At 37.7% G+C, this 23,422-nt stretch carries 16 protein-coding genes; 2 read left to right on the top strand and 14 right to left on the bottom strand.

Translation table 11 applies throughout. The features are described from left to right. Positions 1–4 precede the first annotated feature (4 nt). The 14 genes from MUN87_RS19270 to treP form a co-directional block, all read right to left on the bottom strand. Positions 5–1,000 (bottom strand): hydroxyacid dehydrogenase, encoded by a 996-nt coding sequence (locus tag MUN87_RS19270; RefSeq protein WP_244742996.1) that lies wholly within the window; start codon positions 998–1,000, stop codon positions 5–7. Between the two features lie 47 nt (positions 1,001–1,047). Further along, the gene (locus tag MUN87_RS19265) at positions 1,048–2,613 is read right to left on the bottom strand and encodes a glycoside hydrolase family 43 protein (protein ID WP_244742993.1); all 1,566 of its coding nucleotides are present in this window, start codon (positions 2,611–2,613) and stop codon (positions 1,048–1,050) included. A 41-nt stretch (positions 2,614–2,654) separates the two neighbouring features. After that, positions 2,655–4,751 (bottom strand): type 1 glutamine amidotransferase family protein, encoded by a 2,097-nt coding sequence (locus tag MUN87_RS19260; protein ID WP_244742990.1) that lies wholly within the window; start codon positions 4,749–4,751, stop codon positions 2,655–2,657. 139 nt (positions 4,752–4,890) lie between these two features. Continuing rightward, a complete protein-coding gene (locus MUN87_RS19255; protein ID WP_244742988.1) occupies positions 4,891–5,721 on the bottom strand; it encodes a carbohydrate ABC transporter permease in 831 nt (276 codons plus the stop codon). Further along, entirely contained in the window at positions 5,721–6,605 is an 885-nt protein-coding gene (locus MUN87_RS19250) for a carbohydrate ABC transporter permease (RefSeq protein WP_244742985.1), read from the bottom strand. Before MUN87_RS19250 ends, MUN87_RS19255 begins: the two co-directional genes overlap by 1 nt. 144 nt (positions 6,606–6,749) lie before the next feature. Next, the gene (locus tag MUN87_RS19245; protein WP_244742983.1) at positions 6,750–7,643 is read right to left on the bottom strand and encodes a nucleoside hydrolase; all 894 of its coding nucleotides are present in this window, start codon (positions 7,641–7,643) and stop codon (positions 6,750–6,752) included. A 105-nt stretch (positions 7,644–7,748) separates the two neighbouring features. Beyond that, positions 7,749–9,047: an ABC transporter substrate-binding protein gene (locus MUN87_RS19240; protein WP_244742980.1), complete on the bottom strand. Its 1,299-nt coding sequence runs from the start codon at positions 9,045–9,047 to the stop codon at positions 7,749–7,751. A 79-nt stretch (positions 9,048–9,126) separates the two neighbouring features. After that, on the bottom strand, positions 9,127–10,740 hold the full coding sequence (locus tag MUN87_RS19235) for a response regulator transcription factor (protein ID WP_244742977.1): 1,614 nt from the start codon (positions 10,738–10,740) through the stop codon (positions 9,127–9,129). Beyond that, positions 10,740–12,506, bottom strand: a complete 1,767-nt coding sequence (locus tag MUN87_RS19230; protein WP_244742974.1) for a sensor histidine kinase — start codon at positions 12,504–12,506, stop codon at positions 10,740–10,742. Before MUN87_RS19230 ends, MUN87_RS19235 begins: the two co-directional genes overlap by 1 nt. A gap of 5 nt (positions 12,507–12,511) precedes the next feature. Then, positions 12,512–13,144 carry a YesL family protein gene (locus tag MUN87_RS19225; protein ID WP_244742972.1) on the bottom strand — a complete coding sequence of 211 codons (633 nt, stop codon included), beginning with the start codon at positions 13,142–13,144 and terminating at the stop codon, positions 12,512–12,514. Between the two features lie 309 nt (positions 13,145–13,453). Then, the gene (locus tag MUN87_RS19220; protein ID WP_244748016.1) at positions 13,454–17,074 is read right to left on the bottom strand and encodes an FIVAR domain-containing protein; all 3,621 of its coding nucleotides are present in this window, start codon (positions 17,072–17,074) and stop codon (positions 13,454–13,456) included. 399 nt (positions 17,075–17,473) lie between these two features. Next, positions 17,474–18,187 carry a trehalose operon repressor gene (gene treR, locus MUN87_RS19215; RefSeq protein ID WP_244742970.1) on the bottom strand — a complete coding sequence of 238 codons (714 nt, stop codon included), beginning with the start codon at positions 18,185–18,187 and terminating at the stop codon, positions 17,474–17,476. 13 nt (positions 18,188–18,200) lie between these two features. Beyond that, positions 18,201–19,874 carry an alpha,alpha-phosphotrehalase gene (gene treC / locus MUN87_RS19210; RefSeq protein ID WP_244742967.1) on the bottom strand — a complete coding sequence of 558 codons (1,674 nt, stop codon included), beginning with the start codon at positions 19,872–19,874 and terminating at the stop codon, positions 18,201–18,203. A gap of 59 nt (positions 19,875–19,933) precedes the next feature. Continuing rightward, positions 19,934–21,370, bottom strand: coding sequence for a PTS system trehalose-specific EIIBC component (gene treP / locus MUN87_RS19205; RefSeq protein ID WP_244742964.1), 1,437 nt, complete (start codon positions 21,368–21,370; stop codon positions 19,934–19,936). Positions 21,371–21,592: 222 nt separating this feature from the next. On the opposite strand from treP, the gene MUN87_RS19200 reads away from it, so the two are divergent. Further along, on the top strand, positions 21,593–22,219 hold the full coding sequence (locus MUN87_RS19200) for a 5-bromo-4-chloroindolyl phosphate hydrolysis family protein (protein ID WP_244742962.1): 627 nt from the start codon (positions 21,593–21,595) through the stop codon (positions 22,217–22,219). Then, complete coding sequence (locus tag MUN87_RS19195) at positions 22,212–23,357, top strand: toxic anion resistance protein (RefSeq protein WP_244742959.1); 1,146 nt, start codon at positions 22,212–22,214, stop codon at positions 23,355–23,357. Before MUN87_RS19200 ends, MUN87_RS19195 begins: the two co-directional genes overlap by 8 nt. Positions 23,358–23,422 lie beyond the last annotated feature (65 nt).

The following is a 23,422-nucleotide window of genomic DNA, read 5'->3' as shown; positions in this document are numbered from 1 at the left end:
TAATTTAGGCCATCCGAATAAATTGTTCTTTCGTCACTTCCCATTCCAATGGCTGATCTGTAAGATAACGCTTTAATTCCTCTAACATATAAACCCCCATACGCCCACACTCTTCTCCTTCACTGCCAGCCATGTGCGGTGTAATAACAACATTCGGCAGTTGATATAAAAAGGAATCCTCAGATGGTGGTTCTGGATTCGTCACATCTAGCACAGCTGTAATATCGGTACGCTCTTGTAAAACGTTCACCATTTCTTCTTCTTTTACGATCGCACCTCTTGCTGTATTGATAAAACTTGATCCCTGTTTCATCAAGCGAAAATGTTCTCCCTCAATCATGCCTATTGTTTCTTCGAGAAGTGGTGTATGCAGGGAAACAACATCTGCTTGCTGGAATACTTCCTCTAAAGAGCAAAGGGTAACACCTAGTTGATCAGCTTCTTCCTCTGTAACAAAAGGATCATAGGCTAAAACATCTATGTCAAACGGGCGCAACAGCTCTAAGGTATGCCGCCCCACTGTACTAAGTGAAATCAGACCAATTTTACTTCGAAACGCCCCCTTCACAGCAAAAGGTTTGGATGGAAATTGCTTCGTTTCTTGTATATCCCGAACAAAACACCAACCGTTTTTCAGACAGAATAAAATTTGAGATATGGTAAACTCAGCTACTGGTGTTGCGTTAGCTGCCACTGCTGTGGTAAAACGAATACCACTTTCCCATGCAGCCTCTTTGGCGATCGCTTTAATAGAGCCCGCTCCATATAGGATAAGTTCCAGACGTGGCGCATGGTCTAATAGTTCCTGATCAATTACAGGGGCTCCCCAGCCAGTAATGATAATTTCGACTTCTTGCAGCAACGATAAATTATTCCTTAACTGCTCTTGTGTCATCGGTTCCGCCACAATATTGACCTGACTGCTGATCTCTTTTCGAATAAAAGCAGGATACACTATTGAAAAAGTATCTTGATTCATCACAAATATTGCGTTTTTCACTTTTATCACCCTTTATGTTTTTTTATAGCATCGCCCGTGCTGGTCTCTTACAAGTTTTTATATGCAAAATAGTCAAAATCAGCGTATGTTTTTTGTCCAGACAGGTCTTGACAACATACTCCGACGAATGCGCCTGTAAAGCCTAACTTCCCTCCGTATTCATCACCTAAATTCCCAAATGGTAGTGCCGGACCAACCTCATTCCATTCACTCGAGGCTACTCGATAATAGAATTGCAACCTTTCCCCAAGTATAACGACTTTGAAATAAACAGATTGATCTTGCTTAACCGGAACAGGCGATTCTAATAATTCATCGTACTCCCCCTGGTCATGCTGAATAATTTGAATGACTTTCTGATATTTTTCATCATACGTCACATGCAGATAAAATAAGTCCATTTCATCAAACACACAAATTAGCCCAGCCTTTTGCATAAACGTATCAGGAGAGAACTCCACTACAGTCTCTGCCTGCATCGCATAACTTTCGATACTTCGTGCAATCACACTCTGTCTGTGAAGGGATCGCAATGATTCTCTGCCATGTAATCTAAGGTAGCCCGGCCTTTCTGTTAAGTTGGCCCAATCTTGTGTTACCGGTACTCGTAATGATTGATAAATGAAGGATAATTCTGATTCATTAAAATCATCTTTTTCTGCTCTGCTTGGAAAAGTCGTCTCTGGTAATCCAGGTGCTTCTGTCTCTGCTGTCGGCAGCCCATCTCCTTCCGCCATACGCAGCCAGCCGTCATCCGTCCATATACACTTTTGCAAGGAGGTTTCACGTCCTAGCGGGCATTCCTTATTTGCCAGTGGTCGGGCACTTAAGTAAGCCATATACCAATCACCTGTTTGAGTTTCTACGAGTGATCCATGACCTGCTCGCTGTACAGGATGTTCGGGATGATTTCTGGCGGTTAAAATTTGCGGCATTGGATCTTGTTCATAAGGTCCTTGGATATTTTTAGATCTCCTTACAGAAACAGAATGGTTAAAGCCAGTTCCACCATCTGCGAGAATGATATAATAATAGCCATTCACTTTATATAAATTAGATCCTTCCAACACATGGTCTTCTCCTTCAATTATTTTACGAACAGGACCGGTCAGTTTCTTTTCTTCAGCATCATATTCCTGGAGCAGAATACCATGAAAAGTTTTTTCCTTTTTGCGGAAATCCCATTGCATATTCATTAACCACTTACGACCGTCCTCATCATGAAATAGTGCCGGGTCAAAACCAGAACTATTTAAAAAAATCGGGTCAGACCATGGTCCTTCTATATTGGTTGCGGTCACTAAATAATTATGGCAATCCTTATATGGTCCGCTTTTCGTTTTGACATCTGTATAAATTAAATAGAAGACACCATCATTATAAGTTAAATTTGGTGCCCACGCACCACCAGAGCTTGGATGTCCTATTAAGTTCAATTGCGATATTCTTGTAAGCGGGTAAGTTAGCAATCGCCAATTGTTTAAATCCTTGGAATGATGAATTCTAACACCTGGAAACCATTCGAAGGTGGAGGTTGCTATATAATAGTCATCTCCCACTCTTAAGAAAGACGGATCTGGATTAAAACCGGGTAAAATAGGGTTCTGGATCATTTTATACCTCCTCGTACATAGTCACTTGCTAGTTCGCTAAATCATGTAACTTTTTCAATAAAAACTGAAGTTCTTGGTAATAGCAAATCTGTTGTGACCGGAAACTGAAAGTGTCGTTTTCCTTCTAAATCTTCCAATGAAACCGGATAGGAGCTATGATTAACAATTACCATGCCATTATCAAATTCAGCCGTTTCTACTTCTTTTTGATAAAAACGCGAACTTCGATTAATATGCTCATCCAAAATATCGTGTACCATATCGTGTCTCATCAGTGGAATTGGAGACAACTCATTATTTTTTTGATCGAGTGGTACGTGGGGTGCAACCTTTGAGCAATATGAATATCCATAATAAAACCCAAAGGAATACACGGTACCCTTATTGATATGATGAGCTGTCACTGCTCCCTTATCATCTTGCAGATAAGTCGCAATTAATTCATCACCTTCAAAGCTTTCAAAATATTCACTTTGAGGCAGCCCACCTTCATGATAGATGATACAATCTTTCTCATGTACTTCCCCTTTAATAGAGAAAGTATTTTCTATTAAACGATCATGAGGACTGTGAATGATTATACCTCCCTGTTCTACCCATGATTTTAACTTGTGTTCGGCTTCCTCATGCTGTTCCAAATGATAACAATCATTTGCGCTAATAATCAGTACTTTATAGCTATCCAAGTGGTTAATCATAATATCTAAATCTATTACATCTGTAGCATAGCCAGCGTCACAACAAGAATGATACCACCCTAGCATGTCCATTCGGCGTTCTTTGTTACCATTGACTGACATCGGTTCAAATGCAGCCATAGCTGAGGGAAACAATATCGCAACTTCTTTTCTCCTGCTGCCTTTAATTAAAGGGATGACATCTTTTGCCCAGCTATTCGCTTTTTGTAAAGAGGTTTGGAAAGAAGGAGCCATTCGATGTAACACGCCTCCATCATCTAGTCCACACATTCCATAAGAAGTGTAGCCACTGATACCATTGGCAACCATACTACCCACTATTTCAGCAGGTGTTAACGTTGCATAGATATCATTATAGAGAAACCTTCCCCAATAAATTCCACCGATAAATTCTCTCCCTTCATTCATTACTCGCATCATACTATGCTGACAAGACACTACATAAGGGTCGGCGTCTCCATATGGCGTGACCGGGACTGTGATGAAATGAGTAGCATCAACATATGGAGAAAGCTTATAAATATCAATTCCCCTCATTGCAGTATCCCATAACTCACTGAATCCCACATCAGCAAGTAAAGAACCATCAATATTTAAAAAGTAACTCCATTGCGCCAAATCAGGTTTCAAATATAAAGATGGATCTACTTCTTTTAATCTATTTTGCATAGACGCGAAATAATGGCATAGTTCTTCCTTTCTCCATTTCATATTATCTGTCCACATAATAGCTTTAGGTGATTGATTCACAACATCTTCGCTAGTAAACATCTCGTCAAAATGGTGGTCATACCAATAATCACTTGGTGTTAATTCATGAAATGACGTAAAATTAGTTTGGTAGATTTCGTTAAAGAATTGAATATCATTATTGTACTGCTTCTCTAACCAGGACGTGTATCTGATGATACCATCTTGATCGAAACTTGGTGCTACAATAGGATCCCACATACTGCAAATAGGTTTACGAGTTTCCTGATTCACTTCTACTTTGACCATGTTGTCTTCATAAGTTGTCAATAAGCCTTTCACGTGTTCGATCATAGAATCCTTCGCTTTATCGGACCAGTAACGATACCATTTTCCACTTGTTCCATCTGTGTTTCTGACAGAATCACCATAAATTGGTGGACTAAACCGGATATTGGGGTACAAGTTATCACCATTTAAATATAAAGCAAGAAACTCATGACTAAGTCCATGCTTCTTCAAAGTCGCAATAGTGAATTCGATCATTTTTACATATTGACTTGCATCCAATCCTTTGTAACGATCATGAAAATCCTCCCATGCTTTGGCGTCTAATAAAAAGCTGTTAAACCCTAATCTTTCTGCTAATTGTACTGAATACTCAACGAAATTCTCATCATCAAATGCAGGTTTATAGAAATTTCCAGCCCACACATTTATGTAAGGTTCCTTTGTTTTTATATCTAGCATTTTACTATCCCTCGCTTATATCAATTTTGAATGTTTTTAGGCTAAATCCTGAAATTCTTTTATACGCAAATGATATACTCCATATTAGTTTGTAAGAAAAACAGCCTCTGTTACAGGCTGTTTTTTGGAGAATTAAATATTACGCTTTAACAGCCCCAGCCGTAATACCTTTTACAAAATATCGCTGTGCAGCTGTAAAGAAGATAATCATTGGCGTCATCGCAATGACAGTACCGGCAAATAAAATCCCCCATTGTGCAGAATACAGACCAATAAATTGATAGATTTCAACATTAATTGTTTTTACATCCATTCCACTCATTACAAGTAGAGGAAGTAAAAAGTCATTCCAAATCCCCAAGCCTTGTAGAACGATTATCGTTACTGTCGTTGGTGTAACTAAAGGAAAGATGATTTTCCAGAATATCGTAAACTTGTTTGCTCCATCTATTTCTGCTGCTTCTTCAAGCGTATAAGGTATACCTCTGATAAAACTAGTATAAAGAAGCACCGATAAAGAAACAGAGAATGCAATATATTGATTAATTACACCATATAGATTTCCTAGCAGACCTAATGTATCCAGTTGTTCAAATAATGGAATCATATAAGTTTGGAACGGAATCATAAATGACATAATGAAATAAACGTAAACAATATAATAAAATTTCCCCTTTTGTCGTGCTAGAGGGTAAGCAGCCATCGGTATAATTAACACAATTAAAAACAGTGAGCATATCGTAATTATGACACTATTCGTAAATGCCTCTAAAAAATTTGTTTCCTCAAATAAACGCTGAAAATTGTCAAATCCAAAGGAACTTGGTAACGCTAACGGGTCAGCGAGAATTTCACCATTACTTTTGAACGCGGACATGAATGCAAATAACACTGGAAAAATGATAATAATGGAAACGACTATAGTTAATACCAGCAGTAACCAATCTTTTGCTTTTATCTTTTTTCTCATTACATATCAATCTCCCTTTTAGAAAGTATTTTATTTTGAACAACTGTTAACACCATTGTTAGGATGAAGAGAATAACTGCTAATGCGGTACCATATCCATATTGATAATTTGCAAAGGCAACCTTATAAATCTGATATGGTAAATTCTCCGTAGTAAAACCTGGTCCCCCATCTGTCATGACGGCAATTTCTTCAAATATTTTCATCCCATTAAAGAAGGACAAAGTCACATTGATCGTAACAGCACCTGCCAGTAGTGGAAACGTTACTTTCCAGAATCGCTTCCACGGGGTTGCTCCATCTAGATCAGCAGATTCTAATAATTCTTTTGGAACAGATTGTAAGGCAGCTAAGTATATAATCATGTGATAGCCGATCTGTTTCCAAACCATTGTTACGATTAAAGACCATCTAGCAAGTTCAGGATTTCCTAACCAATCCTGCTGTAAGTTCTCTAAGCCCACATTTGCTAGAAGCGCATTGATGATACCAAAATTAGAGTTATACATAATACTCCAAATAAACCCTAAGACAATACCACTTAACAATACCGGAATGAAAATAACATTCCGAAAAAAAGTCTTTCCTTTAATGACATTGTCCACTAATACAGCAACTGCAAGTGCTATAATATTTACTAAAATCGTCTTAACAACGGCATACAAAAAAGTATTAGAAACAGAATTATAAAAACGATCACTTTGAAACATGTTACTATAATTGTCCCATCCAATAAACGTCATATCGTCACTAATTCCGTTCCAAGAAAAGAAACTATAAGGAATACTAACGATTGTTGGATAAATGATAAATAATGTGTAAAAGAAAAATGCTGGAAAAATAAACATAAGTGAAGTCCGATGATTATTCCATATTTTCTTCATTGAAATCCTCTCCTTCATCTGTTAAAACTATATATTTATATTGTAAGGAAACGTTTTCAATTTTGTAATGGCTTTTTTAAAGTGCTGTGTATAGTTTTTTTAGATCGTCTTTCATTGGTGATATTATTTATCCATTAGAAAATGTTAATCAGCAAACAATGCGAGCTTTGCAAAGAAGTCTTCTAATAAAAATCGTGCGTCAACACGTTCGTACACCCGTATATTTCTATTGTTCTTTTTAAAAATATAATTCATATTATCATCAATAGCAGGAGCTTGAATAACCTTGTAGTCAAATTCTTGATCATCTATTAATAAGGAAACTGCAGGTGAATCTCCTAATACCCACATTTCTCCTTTTGGCCAGTGATTTCTATGTCCATTTCTAGCATTATGTGCAATCAATTCTTCGTAAAGATAACGTCCAATCTCTCCTCTTGGTCTAACCTTTATAGCAAGTTCAGCTATACCTACTCTAACCATATCATATACATTTTTGGGTACTTGCCAAAGTCTGAGAGAAGAACTAAACACTATCTGGGCTGCTTTCATATCATTAGATAAGTTAAACTCTAATCCACCATGTGGATATTTCCCACCACCTATCCAAATGACAACGAGGCGATCTGCAATTTTTGGTTCTTGTAAATAGGCAGATGCGACGTCTGTTAATGGACCTTGACATAAAACATATAGAGGTAGAGGGTCGTCTTTCATAGCCTCCTCTATAATTAATCGCCCACCTTCAGTGCGAATCGGCGTTTGTTTATTTTTCAATTGATGATTCGCTCCTGTCACCACCCGATATCGATTTGTCATCCCCATTAATTTAAGAACTTGATGAATTTCCGCTGTTGATTCCTCTGCACCAATAGAACTTCGCTTACCATAATGAGTCCCGATTAAACCTTTTATCTGTAACCTTGGTGTTAATAACGCATGAACAACCGCATATTGATCATCCACTTCGCATTTGGCATCTGTATTGATAATTACTCTGACTTGTTTTGATGATGGTACTGTATAAAAATGATTCATTTGTTTTCAAAACCTCTCTGCGTTCGTAGCATTTTTCAAAAAAAAAAGCTAAACGTAACACGAATGTTATGTTCAGCTTTTCTTCTAGTCTGTAAATCTTTTCAGTTATTCTTGCCCTTGCAACCTTTCCCATTCCGCCTCTACCTTAGGTAGTTCTTCTTCTACATCAGCATCACTTAAGATCCATTCCTGCACAGTTTTATAGAACCAATCCCTGAAACTTGGAGGTATTTGATTTTCACCCAGCATTTCATTGATTGGAGGTACAGTAGCATCGGCATTATTATACGTTTCAATTAGACGTTCTTGCGCATCAATTCCATCATATGACACTTCTTCAACAGTAACCGGCAGTGAACCCATTTTTTCCAAGACTTTTTTATAAACATCCGGTTGATAAAAATATTGATAAAAAGCAGTTGCTGCTTCCATCTTTTCCGGCTCATCCTCTAATGTTTTTGAAAGTGCCCATCCTGCACCTGTTCCGCCTGTAAACAAATTGATATTGCCTTCTTGATCAGGTACTGGCATATATCCTATTTCAAATTCAGGATCCGCTTCTTTTAATTGGGTAAACATCCATGGCCCTGAGAAAAATCCCATCGCTTTACCACTGGTTACTAAAGCTGCTAATTGATTGTCTGGAGTACTGATCCAATTGTCACTTACTACACCACTTTCAAATAAGTCCATCATCTGATTCATTGCTTCTGTCGGTTCTTCATCAGTCCATGAGGCTTCTCCACTGTTTACCTTTGCATTCCAATTGCGATCTTCCGCAAATATATTATTAATTAAGAAATGATTAAGCCAGAACCCCATATGCCAAACATCCTGACCACCTACCGCGATAGGTGTTTCTCCTAAATTCTTGACTTCATTCATAACCTCCAGGAATTCATCATACGTTTTAGGTTCTTGGTTAAGACCATTCTCTTCAAAGAACTTCTTATTATAAATATAACCAAGGGCTGTTGCTGAAGTTGGTAATACATATGCTGTCCCGTCAAACTCTACAGGGTTACGAATTAACGAGCTTAAACTGTCTGGCATCGGCGCCAGCTTATCACTTTCATAATATTCCTGAACATCCATCAATTCAAAGATATCAGGAAATTCACCAGTTGCATCTTTTGTTCTTAAGTACTCTGAGTAACTGCCATCCGTAGCTGATTCTCCATTTATAACAATGTCCGGATGTTCTTCGTTAAACGAAGATATAACCTCATCCATCACTTGTCTCCATGCTGGGTCTCCTGTGTAAACTAAATCCAATTCAACTTTATCAGAATCGTTCTCTGAACTGTCCCCTGATGAACTCTCATCGGATCCTCCCGAACAACCCACAGTTATGATCAGTAATAGAACAAATAATCCAAATAACCACCATTTCTTATTTTTCATTGTTTTACCTCCCTCTTTAATGTAACTCCATTGTAAGCAAGCGCTTCCATGTTGTGAATGCTCTTTTTTAAGTCAGAGGTTAGGTTTTTTTAGCTAGATTGGATTGTCGATAATTTGTAGGTAACTTTCCAAAATATTTTTTAAACATATCGCTAAACTGTCTGACATTACGATAACCTACTTCTTCTGCGATTTCATAGATTAATAAATCACTGGTAAGGAGCAAATTCATCGCGTTATCCATTCTTATTTTCGTTAAATATTTCTTAAAATTCTGACCGGTATGTTTTTTGAAAAAACTGGAGAAATAATATGGATTCATATGCACTTTTTTGGCCATCGAATCTAATGTAATATTCTGATAATAATGTGCTTCAATATATTCTAAAATCGTTTTTAATTGATAATTCTCGTTGATCGTCTCTTGCTTTGCTAGTTCATTTTGTATATATTGTGCTAATTCGACAATAAATTCTTTCAATTCATGAAACGTACGCAACTCATGTAACTTGTTTAACAAAGTAACATTTTTTTGATCGGGGTAAATATTGATTCCTATTTTTCGAAATGTTTCCTTTAACTCACTTACTATTGAAAAACAGGTACTCACTACAATGTCCTTTTTGCCGGATGAGATAACGGTGAGCCATTCAAAAAAGTTTCCGATGACATTCTGTAATTCTGAATTATTTTGTTTCAAAATTGCATGATATAGTAATTCTCGGTTTTCTGTTAGATTTTCGGATGAAATTTTCTGATTAAATTCCGGCAGAATATCTCTTTCTATTAACTGACTTGGGGCAACAAAATAATAATATTGCGCGTAAAATAAAGATGTTTTTTTGGACTGGTGCAAATCTTTTATATTTTTAACAGTATCGCCTATGCCACAAAACATATGGATTCCTAATAAATCTTTTATCTTTTTACAAAGTCTTTGTATAAGGTGTAACACATCCCCCGTGTTATTGTGATTTATTAAAAATAAAAGACTAGATTCCGCTTGCTCTAATTGAAAGAGTTTAAACTCATTTGATCTTGTCAAATCTTCGAGCACGTTTCGAATCGAAAACAAAAGTAGTCGCTCTTGATTTTCGTTCCACATCGCTTCTGTTCCATGGTATGTAATAGAGCTATCATATGAAATAGAAAGGACTGTATAACACTGATTTTTAAATGCTTTTGTTATTTCTGTTTGGTAGTAATCGTTTGTGATAGCTCTATCAGCAAATTGCTGCACCACTTCTAATAATTTCTTTTCATTGTCTTTATTTCTTAGATTAACTAGTTGTTCTTTTTCTTGTATGCTTATTTTATTTTGATCTAACCCTTGTTTTATCTGCTTGATTTCATTTCGAAGCTTTTCTTTGTCAATCGGCTTGATTACATATCCTTTAGCCCCATATTGAAGAGCATCCTTCGCATAGGAAAAATCCTCGTATGCGCTGATAAATAACACGTTCGTATCCAACTCTTGATCTCTCAATTTTTTTATAAACTCAATCCCCGTCATTCTTGGCATAGAGATGTCTGTAATAACTAAATCTGGCTCTTTAACAAGTGTCTCCTGCCATAAATCTTCCCCATTATTCGCCTCACCTATTACAGTAAAGCCTTCTTCCTTCCACTTAATTAATTTCTTCAATCCCCTAATTATAATTGGTTCATCATCTGCTATTACTACTCGATACATTACTGCACCTCCTGAATTGGGAGTATGATTCTCACCTGTGTGCCAATATACTTGTTACTTTCGATTTCTATTCCAAAAGGATTACCATATAATTCAAAAATGCGTTGATGAATATTTTTTAGGCCGATACCGTTATTTTTTTTATCGATTGTAACTTGCTTGTTATAGAGATAAGAATTTAAAGAGTTTACAGCATCGTGATCCATGCCGACACCATCATCTAAAACAGAAATGACACAGCATTGATCTTTTTTCTCAATCGCTACTTCAATTGTCCCATTGCCGTTCTTCTCTTTTAAGCCGTGCATTATGGCATTCTCAACAATTGGCTGGATCGTTAGTTTTGGAAGCGATTGTAACGATGAGACAGCGTCATCTTTATTTATTTGATAACGGATACGATCTTCATAACGATATGCAATTAAGTTTAAATAGGCTTCTACGTATTTCAACTCTTTTTCAAGAGGTACTACATCGTCATTATGTTCCATAATATATTTTAATTGCGTAGACAGATAATGAATCATCTCTGCTACCTCATCTGCATCCTGATCTACCGCGCTCATACGAATCACTTCTAACGTATTGTATAAATAATGTGGCTGGATTTGACTGCGCAACGCATTTAATTCAGCTTGTTTTTGATTAATTTGAGCGATATATACTTTGCTAATATACTGATTCAGACTATCCAGCATATGATCAAGTCCATCTGCTAACTGACCAATTTCATCCTTACGTTTCATAGTCAGTCGGTCATCGAGCTTTCCTGACTCTACTTTTTTCATTAACTTTGTCATTTGACTAATTGGTTGAGCAAAGCGTCTGGAGAAAAAAAGTGCAACGATAATTAATGCCAACATCGCCCCAATAATGACAATATGAATAACCTTCAACGTACCAGAAAGTCGGTCAAAAAGTGATTGTCTTTCCATTTCCGCAACAACCTTCCAGCCAAGTTCATCAACATCCTCTGTTAACTGAAAATGATTGTCAGATATTTCATTTACTACTCCACTCATTTCTTTGCCAATTAGCTCAGTTTTACTACTGTAAATAATTTGATTCTCTTCATCCAATACGTATACCTGATCAGATGGTTCAAAATTCAAATCATTGAAAATTTCTTCGAAGACTGCTAAATCAATATCGATAAAAATCGTTCCTTGAATATCTGAATTCTCTGTTATAATATTTCTGCTATCCAGTAAGTTACGAGCGAAGGTAATCACGTAACCCTTGGTATTAGCAAAATAATCGTCTTGATGAACCGGCAATATCGTTAATTGATTATAATTTCCCTCTAATTCATCCTGATGATCCTCATACAATGTGTAATTTTCTTGGATAAACTGATTAGCATTACGGGAGTGATAACGCGGTACTCTATCAAAGGTAGGTACTAAAGTGACATTTTTAATATATTGATCGGTATTCAGTAGTGTACGAAGAAAGTCATCAATCGCACGTTCTGTCCGATAACTGGACATTTGATCTTGTTTATTAATCACATCATGAACCCGCCCAAACTCCGGTAAATTATAGGTATACATTAGCTTTGTTATATAATTATAGGTCTCGTAGATATCGGCCACTCGAGTAGATGAATAGTCAAGTATTTCTTCATAATTATTGATAGTGTGCCTCTCCACCTGATTGGAAACGGTTGAAATAGAAAGGTAACTTAAAATCATTAAGGGAATGATACCTACCGTAATAAAAGCAAAAGTGAATTTTATAAAAATCCCCAGGTTACGTTTTTTCATCTGCCTCACGCTTTCTCTTCTATCATTTGCTGGTCATGTCTCTCCAATCTGTGAAAGCTGAGCACAACATTAACCAAAGCCATTATACTAAAACTAAAGAAAATAAGTAAGCCTGGTATTAATAGCGTAATATAACCAATGATGATAAAAATTAATAGATTTGTGATTACAGTCAATGGGTGTAACACCGCTAATATAAAGGCATTTTTCCAGTTTGCTAATATACTTACTTCGTAATGAACTTGTACAGAAAAAAGAAATGTAGTAATCATGATATAGACAATTCCTAGAGAGATTAAGATGACTTGAAGTATCGTCATTGTCCAATGATCAAATTGGAAAGCAATAAGAAAATCCAAATACAGAAAAACACCCAGCATTACAATAGGCAAACCATATTTATTCGCAATGACAAATTGTTTTTTGTAAACGCTTAAGAAACTACGAATAACTGAAACATCTTGCTTTTGTATGACTATTCTTCTTAGTAACGTATATAAAGCAACTGTAGCTGGTGCGAAACCAATTATTACTAAGCCAGTGATTACACCTAAAATCCATAGTACATTTAATATTGCAAGCCGCGATATCCATAATGAAATGGAATAAATCCCACCTGAAAGACCCTGTAGTTTCATCTTATTCCCTCCTTGTTTTATCTCTTTTTATAAATAATTCTAATTAAAATAAGTTTAAAACAATACCCTCTAAGATATATTCACTAAAAAAAAGAACTTCATCTAAAAAAACTGCACATTCTAAAGTGTCCTATTTTATCTAGTAAGGGAGTATATTCTTCTACAAGTATAACTCTATATCGTTACTATGTATCTTTTTTTATACTAGTTGAGATTGCTCAAAAAAAAAGATGCTCACAATCTTCAAAATCATGAGCATCTTTTTTATTATTTTTACCTCTTGGCAAATTTACCGACTAAAGCTACTTTTTATTTTGATATACCCTTCTTTCTATAGGAAAATAACGCCAAACTTGCACCAAAGATAATCAACAAAGTACCAACAAGTATTAAGTTGAACAACCATGTGGCAGTATCAGGAAGTTTATCTTGTGGATCTTTTCCTTTATCTGATCCATTATCTGATACTTGCTCCTTCTCACTATCCTCGTCTGTTTTTTGTTCTTCATTATTGCCCTTATCATCTGTTTGACCTTGGTCAGTATCTTCAGAAGTAATGACAGCAGCCTCGAAATCTGTAATAGCTTTGTTCAATTTGCTAGCGGCTGCTGTCACTTCTGCTTGAATTGCGCCGTTATCTTCTAGAACACCTTCAGCAACCTTAATCGCCGTTTCAAACGTATCTTTCGCTGATTCAGGGTACTGTCCTGGTTCTTCCCCAACCTTTGCATTCACGAGTAAATCTTTTGCCTTTTTTATAACTGACTGTAACTTTGTGGTATCTAATTTAGGATTAACTGATACCAAAAAGTTTGCAACAGTTTCTTTTAATTCTTTTATTGCTTCCATCACTATTGGCTTCGTATTATTCAATTCTTCCAATATACTTTGAGCTGAACTGATTGCTGTTCCAAGTTCCTCTTTCGATGATTGTGTATATTGTCCGGGTTTTTCTCCTACTTCTGATTCTTCAAACAGCTCTCTAGTGTCCTCTATTACAGATTTTAGAGACTCTGCCACAAATATTCGCTGATCATATCCTTGTGGTAAATTAGCTGTGACTGTTTTGTCATTTGAATTAACATTGCTCTCAGCCTCAACTAATTTCCCTTCCGTATCCGTATAATAGATTACTACTTTAGTTTCATCTATATTTTCTTCAGAGTTATACGGAAGAGTAATACTTACATTTCCATCTGCTGAATAATAAAGATCACCATCTTTTTTATCTATACCAGCAGCGATACTTTCCCCATCTGCTGATTCGATTTTGTATCGATCCTTTTGAATCATTTTACCAGTGCCAAGGTATAAAGATTTAAAACCTTTATCATTTTCTGATGCAATACCATACATACCACTAAAGGACATATCATCAGCTGGTGTGTATTCCGCACCGTCACTTGAGCTAACAATATAATCCTTTCTACCTTCTAACTCTTCATTAAGTGCTTTACTCTCAACTAATATACCTGCATAATTATCTTTGGATGATAAGTCGGATATTTTTTTAATAGATTTATTTTCGCCTTCATATGGTTCAAATACAGATACAAATGGTGCAGAAGCTGCATTATTATCTGTTTGTCTCACAATTAAAGTTGGAGTCGTTTCAGGAGCACTATTCACTCCTTCTGGACTAACGTTCGACAAATAAGTAGTTGGTGGTGCATCAACCTGATAAATCGTCCTTCCTTCCTGTCCTTTCATCCACATGTCCATTACGATGTCCGGTGAAGAGTCTGATCCATTAATGGTCCATTTCGCATTAAAATCTTGATTATTTGCTACACTTTTGTGATTGTTAAAAAGGTCATAATTCTCATAGGTCGTTTCCCCAAACCCATCAACTTCTGTCATATTCAATGCGTCACCAGATGTATTATTGACTTCCAATTTGTCTCCTAGATTATGGTATATATAGTCGTTATTTTGCTGGTCTGATCGAAAAATATCTATATAGTATCCAGTATTTGCTGACGTTCTAACAATGCTTACCAATCTTCTTTTTTCATCAGCTGTAACGTCAGAGAATTGATAGTTTTCAGATATTTGGTTACCATTAGTAAACTCACCAGTTGCAGGCGCTGGTTCTAGTGCGTTGATTTCCAATTCTCCGTGTGTATATCCAGGTACAACAGTATTGGCTCCAGCGGGTCCTGAATGATAACCATAGTCATCACTCCAATAGGACTCGTATGCTTTAGAATCAACACCAAGTGCCCAGCCCTTACCATATAATTGCATTGCAAGTCCTTGTTTATTTAAGTGCGCCCCATCTCTTCCTCCGTACAACGTTGCCATAAGCCCATTGTCTATGTCATTTTTATTTTTCATTGTAATATGACGGTGGAAATCTGAATATGCGGTCCGCATTTCTTTCTTTTCTGTAGAAGTATCCGTATCGGAAAGATCCCCTACATATGTTGCCAATCCAACCCAGTTACTTTGAGACCCTTGCCATTCCGTTACAACACCTCTATTCTCGTAAACACCTGAATCTATTGCTTCATTAATTGAATTTGCAATTACATTTGCTTTTTGGTCATTGCCCGTCAGCGTATAATAAGATAATAATCGTTCTAAAACTTCTAAATCCGCTGTTCCACCTCTACCATCACCTAGAACGACGATGTTCCCTCTTGGGTCCATCCATGGGAAAATCGCATTCGCTGCTTTTTCTATAATAGGAACACCGTCTATTATGTCTGTTCCTACATTCTTCAATGGAACTGCCCAACCTAATACTACACTTATCGTTCCAAGAGCATATGTTGGCGATTCGGGCCATAAACCTGTATCTGGATTATAGGTTTCCATAATTTTATCGAGGGAACCACTAAACTCCGTATCTTTATTTAAATACTCTAAATAATACTCTCTCCCTTTACCATCTTCATAGTAATCATTATTTTCCAACACTAAAATTAGATTCATAATCTGGTTCCACGTATTAGTGTTCCAATTTCCTTCTGCATGACCGCGAACTAACCCAATATCGATAAAACGTTTAAATACTTCTGAGAATATATCTGTGACACCCATGTCTAATTCTTTTAAATGAGGATCTGGGTTCTCTTTTAAGTAATCATACAAGAAATCATAACTTACTGCTGCCAGCTTGGCTATGTCATCATGAATGACTTCATAATCATAATAGCCACTAATCCCACCTGGTTCATACCCGCCAGGACCACCAAGTGACTGATCTGGATCTAATGGCGGATTCATATAATAAGTACCTAAAACCCATTGCCATATCACACTGGATGCAAACTCCGCAAAATCCTCCTCACCTGTTAGCCAATAAAGGAAAGAAGCTCGCTCTACCGTCTCCAAAATATCTCTATTGTTATATCTCACCATATGACCTGTCTCTTCATATGGAACTTTAACTAAACCCGCTTCTCTATCATCTCTATCAATTGCTAACATCTCTCCTGTTTCGTTATATGGAATAATATCTTCTAAAGGCGGATTTATATAACTATTCCATGTTCTCATACCAGGCATTCGTACGGTTGGAACCGGAGCGTTACCCTCGCCATAATCAAAGTTCTGGTCCTTAACATACGTTTGAGTATAATGCTCACCTTCTTTCCAATACATTGCCATCCTTGATTTCATCCAATCAGGGTCTTCTTGATGTAATTCAACATAATGTTGAACAGATTGATATTCAATATCATAAAAATTGTTCCATTTTCCGTAACGAATATTTTCATAGGCTTCTTCTGCCCAGTCATATTTCTCTATCTTCTCCCATATTTTATCTCGATCGCCATCTTTGACATAGACCCTTGGGTGTTGTGACACACTTTCAGAATCAGTAGTATTCTTCTCTACCTTTGTTTCTTCATTTGTCGCAGCTAATGTACTGATGCTACTCTGTGGCAGAATAACAATTAGTGCTAATAAGATGATAGCCATCTTTTTCAAACAATCTCCTCCTTTAATAGTGCTAATGCCTTAAAAACTGATGGATGGAAAGGTCATTATTTTTCATCACATTCATAACACCCCCTTAAAACAACAACTTGAAAACGCTTACTATATAAGATAATAAAAAAGTATATTAGCCACCTCAATACTGTTTTTTAATGTATAATTACTCTTTTTTAAGACAAAAAAATATCAATAGGACTTTTTTACTGTTTTTTTATAAACGGAATGAATAGTTTGACTTAGTTATTCAAACTGAACTAAAAAAAAGAAAAGATGTGTATAGACGACACATCTTTTCTTAAATGCAGCTTCACTATAAATAGTTCCTTCATGTTTTAATTATAACGAAATAAAAGAGAGCAGTAACCTTAAGCTACTGCTCCCTCAATGATTCCTCCTCGCAAAATCAACAAAACGGAATTTATCCGGCCGGTGTCGCGATTCGGTATATTGAAATAGACTGGCGTCATCCAGATACACATAGTTTTTGATCACGACAATGTTATGGAAGCCGTCTAAGTCCAGCAATGATCGATCTTCTTCCGTTGGTTCCTCGACCACAATCTCTTTCTTGGCAAAGCTGATCGTAAGGTTCAGCTCCCCTTCAATATAGGCGTAAATGGAATCCTGTGCGATTTCTTCACTCATATGTGGGACAAAACGTTCCAGCAAATAATCCTTATCGAGAATAATCTTGCTTCCTGAAAAAGATCGAATACGGCAAACTTGCCAGACTCGTTCTGCTTCTTTCAATTTCAAGTGTTCGCTTATGTCCGGAGGAGCATCGATTAACTGACAGGCGTGCACCATCGTTTCCGGTTGCTGTCCGATTTTCTCGGAAACTTCTTTAAAGCTGACAAGTCCAGACACCGGAAAATCAAACTTACTCCTGTCAATCACGACAGACCCCTTCCCTCTTATCTTCTGGATATAGCCATTTTGCGCCAGTAATGTTAACGCCTTTCGAATCGTTTCACGCGATGTGTTATATTTGGTTGTCAGTTCATTTTCAGATGGCAAAAATTCCTTCGGTTTATAGGCTTCGATGTCAATCTGTTTTACCATGTCTTGATAAATAATCATATACTTATTCTGCATGCTGGCAATCCTCTTATTTCTTCATTTGATAATAGACGAATGACTCATAAGGCAGAAGTTCCCGCTGATCAACCGCACGATCTTCCATCGTATAATTCGTGAGTATCACTTCACCTGATCCATCAAATCCGTCTATGTCCTCTGGTAATGTAAAAACGACACGCTTGTCATAAAAATTATTGACGACAAGCATCCATTCCTCCTCATTTTCTCTTACATAGGCAAAAATTGCAAGATGATCAGGCAACAGCAACTGATAAGTACCATCTGTGATGACCTGGTATTCTTTTCTTAGTGCGATCAGCTGTTGATAATGATAAAAAATAGAATCGCTGTCCGCAATCGCTTGTTCGGCATTAATGTCCGGATAATTATCCGCTACGTTAATCCATGGTGTGCCAGTAGTAAATCCTGCATTTTCCGTACTATTCCACTGCATCGGTGTTCTCGAATTATCTCGTGATTTCTCTTGTAAGATCTCGATGATTTCCTGTTTCGTCATGCCTTCCGCTTTTTTACTATCATACATATTCAGCGATTCGACGTCCCGGTATTGATCAATCGATGCAAATTTAGGGTTGGTCATTCCTATTTCTTCCCCTTGATAAATATAAGGTGTCCCTTGCATCAAGTGAATCGTGGTGGCCAGCATTTTGGCAGATTCTTTATGATACTCTTCGTCATCTCCAAATCGTGAAACGACACGTGGCTGATCATGATTACACCAGAAGAGGGCGTTCCAGCCACCGCCCTGCTGCATACCAACCTGCCATTTTGATAGGATTTGTTTTAATTCGAGAAAATCAAAATCAGCTTTTGTCCATTTCTCGCCATCGGGATAATCGACTTTTAAATGATGAAAATTGAACGTCATGTCTAACTCTTCACGATCAGGATTGGAATAAGCAATACAGTCCTCCAAAGTTGTCGATGACATTTCACCAACCGTAATCGTTTGACGCCCTTTAAATACATGCTGATTCATCTCGTGCAAATATTCATGCACTCGTGGACCATCTGTATAAAACCTGCGGCCATCACCAGCATCATCACTCGGAAAGCGCTGATCCTTGGAAATAAGATTGATAACATCTAACCGGAAGCCATCCACACCCTTGTCTAACCAGAAATTCATCATTTGATAGACTTCAGAGCGCACCTGTTGATTTTCCCAATTGAGATCTGCTTGTGTCACGTCAAACAGGTGGAGATAATATTGTGCTGATGTTTGATCCCATTGCCATGCAGACCCACCAAATTTTGATTGCCAGTTGGTTGGCGGGCGATCTGCTTCGCCATTCTTCCAAATATAAAAATCCCGATACGGATTATCTGGTGATGATTGTGATTGTTTAAACCAGTCGTGCTCAGTTGATGTATGGTTTACTACAATATCCATGATTAATTTCATACCTCGCTGATGCGTTGCTTCTAATAACGCTTCAAAATCTTGCATCGTTCCATATTCCGGATGGATCGAAAAATAGTCAGAGATATCATAGCCATTATCATTCTGTGGTGAGGCATAGACAGGAGTCAGCCAGATTACATCCACTCCAAGTTTCTTCAGATAATCCAATTGTTCAATGATTCCTTGAATATCACCTGTGCCATTACCTGTTGTATCTCTAAAACTCTTTGGATAGATCTGATAGACAACAGACTTCTTCCACCATTGTTCGCTCATTGTCCTACATCCTTTCTTACCTGTAACCGAAAAAGAGAGGGATAATCCTCTCTTTTTCTTTATCTTTTTTCTAGTCGTTCATACGCATCCTTACCAATTTTCGTTCTTGCGAGTATGACTGTCAATATAAACGGAACTACAATCGCCACGACCATTGCAACACAGAACATCAAAATATCTGCGACTTGAATCGATAGTACGCCTGGAATACCGCCTACACCGATCGAGTTAGCCATAACACCTGACCCGACCGAGATAACAGCGGCAATTGCTGAACCGGTAATCCCTGCGAAAAATGGGAAAAGATATTTTAAGTTAATCCCGTACAGCGCAGGCTCTGTTACACCAAGATAACAGGAAATCGCTGCAGGTACGGATACTTGCTGTTCTTGCTTATCTTTACGATTCAAATAGATCATGGCGACAACGGCAGAGCCTTGTGCGATATTGGACAGGGCAATCATTGGCCATAATATCGTACCGTCGAAGTCACTCATCAGCTGTAAATCAATCGCATTGGTCATATGATGCAATCCGGTAATGACAAGCGGCGCATAGGCAAAGCCGAATATCGCGGCAAACAACCAGCCAAAACCTGAAGTTAAGCCAGAATAGACAATATTAGAAATCCAGGAACCGATCTCCCAGCCGATTGGACCTAAGACAACATGGGCAATCAGCACGGCAGGAATCAGTGCGAAAAACGGAACAAATATCATCGATACAACACTTGGAATTACTTTTCGCAACCAGATTTCCAAATAAGCTAAAACAAATCCGGCTAAGATCGCTGGGATAACCTGCGCCTGATAACCGATCATATCAATTTGGACAAAACCGAAATCCCATTGCGGAATCGAATCGGCTCCAGCAACACTATAAGCATTTAATAATTGCGGTGATACTAACGTAATACCTAAGACAATACCAAGTACTTGCGTGGTTCCCATTTTTCTTGAGATTGCCCACGTAATCGCAACCGGTAAGAAGTGGAAGATCGCTTCCCCAATCAACCAGAGAAAATCATAAACACCCTTCCAGAATTGAGACGTTTCTGCTAACGTCTGCGTTCCTCCATTGACCATGTCAATGGAACCAATTACATTACGAAACCCGAGAATCAGCCCCCCAACAACTAGTGCAGGAATAATCGGTGTGAAAATCTCAGCAAGATGGGAAACCATCCGCTGCAGGACATTCATATTTTGCTTCGCTGCTTGTTTTGCATCATCCTTGGAGCTGTCTCCTACACCGGCAACTTTGGTAAATTCATTATAAAACGTCGCGACCTCATTACCGATAATGACTTGAAACTGCCCGCCAGACGTAAAGGTACCTTTGACAAGATCAATCTCTTCAATCGCTTCCACATCTGCTTTGTCTGTATCATGCAATACAAAACGCATCCTTGTAGCACAATGCGTCACAACGGAGATGTTGTCACTGCCGCCTACTTTTTCAAGTAGTTTGTCGGCTTGTTCTTTATATTTACTCATTTTCGCTCCTCCTCACTTTTTACATGTATATACAAGTGATTACGTTTTCATGTTATCTTGTATATACATGTTTGTCAATAAAAAAATATATCTGACGGTAGAACGGCTTCGCTTGCCAATCTATCCCCTCTTTATTTGGCATATAAACGCCGAAAAAAACTGAAACTTTTCTTTCTCTCAATCGTAGTACTAGATAAGGATATAGTTAGGAGTCGATAGAAGATGTTTAAATTGCTAACAGTAGTCATCGGAATATTCATCGCTGTTCCGGTTATGATTACGACATGGTTCGTTAGTTTTTTTGCTATAGATTTGTCCTATTGGTATGCCTCTCTACTATCATTGATAGTGGCTGGTCTCACCTATGGACTGGTTTCGGTCATCAGTCATTTCCGATTTCTCAAAAATAATCAGTTGACATTAAAGGATTACCGCTACATTCGCAAGAATCTGGCAGAAGCTCGTCCGAAAATACGCCGTTTGCAAAAAGCGCTATTTTCCATTCACCATCTCACTTTTATTAAAGACAACATGGATCTGGTACGAGTGGCCAGAAAGATTTATCGCACGACAAAGAAAGAACCTAAGCGATTCTATCAAGGCAGCCAGTTCTATTTTTCACATATCGATTCAGCGGTAGAGTTAACGGAAAAATATGCCCTGCTCTCATCACAGCCAGCGAAAAACAAGGAGATGGAACTGGTGCTGAAAGAAACACGTCATGCGTTAAAAGATATCCAGGCAAAAATCGAGCAGGATCTCTATGACATTCTCTCCGACGATTTGGAGCAACTGCAATTCGAAGTAGATTTTGCAAAACATAAGAAAGGGTTGGATTACCATGAATAAAGAAGAACATAATTTGATGAACGATTTATTGAACAATCCATTTGATGAGCATAAAAGGGAGACTGATACGCAAGTTCCTGAAGAAAAGAAACTGATTGATGTGCTTCCAGAAGAAGATCAGGAAAGAGCACGCTCACTTGCCACCCAGATTGATCCAACGAATCACAAAGCGATTATTTCCTACGGTACACAGGCACAGACTAAGTTATTATCCTTCTCCCATTCGATGCTCGACCATGTCCAGAAGAAGGATGTTGGGGAAGTCGGCCAAGTAATCAGTGACTTAATGAAGAAATTCAATGAGATCAACCCGGACGATTTAAAGCCGGAGAAGCAAAATGTATTGAAACGCCTATTCGGCAAGCTATCCAGCTCTGTACAGGAGACACTGTCTAAATATCAAAAAACAGGTGCCCAAATTGACCGGATAACGGTGAAATTGGAGCGAAATAAAGAGGGACTGCTATCGGACATCTCGGTGCTTGAACAGCTTTATGAACACAACAAGGAATATTTCAAAGGATTAAATGTCTACATTGCAGCCGGCGAACTGAAGCTGGAGGAATTACAGGAAAAAGAAATACCAGCTTTACGAAAAACGGCTGAATCGACAAATGATCAAATGAAATATCAGGAAGTGAATGACCTGATTCAATTTACAGATCGACTCGAAAAACGACTGCACGATTTGAAACTAAGTCGTCAAATTACGATTCAGAGCGCGCCACAAATACGATTAATTCAAAATACCAATCAGGTACTTGTCGAGAAAATTCAATCATCCATTCTCACGGCGATTCCATTATGGAAGAATCAAATTGCAATCGCGCTAACGATGTTCCGTCAGCAGCATGCCGTCGAAGCGCAGAAACAGGTTTCGAAAACAACGAATGACCTTCTACTGAAAAATGCGGAGATGTTAAAGACCAATACGGTGGAAACCGCAAAGTTGAATGAGCAAGGGCTTGTTGATATTGAGACGTTGAAGACGACCCAGGAGAATTTGGTTTCCACACTGGAAGAAGTGTTCAAGATACAAGAGGATGGACGCAGAAAGCGCTTGGAAGCAGAGCAAGAGATTAGTACAATGGAAAATGAGATGAAACAGCGATTATTGCAGGTTAAGGATAGTAATTAGATGATGGAAAGGTGCCAGTCTTTTAGTGAGGTCTGGCACTTTTTTGATAGATTGACGGTTCCATG

Source organism: Gracilibacillus salinarum, from assembly GCF_022919575.1.
GTDB classification, from domain to species: Bacteria; Bacillota; Bacilli; order Bacillales; family Amphibacillaceae; genus Gracilibacillus; species Gracilibacillus salinarum.
This window is presented reverse-complemented; position numbering and strand designations above follow the sequence as displayed.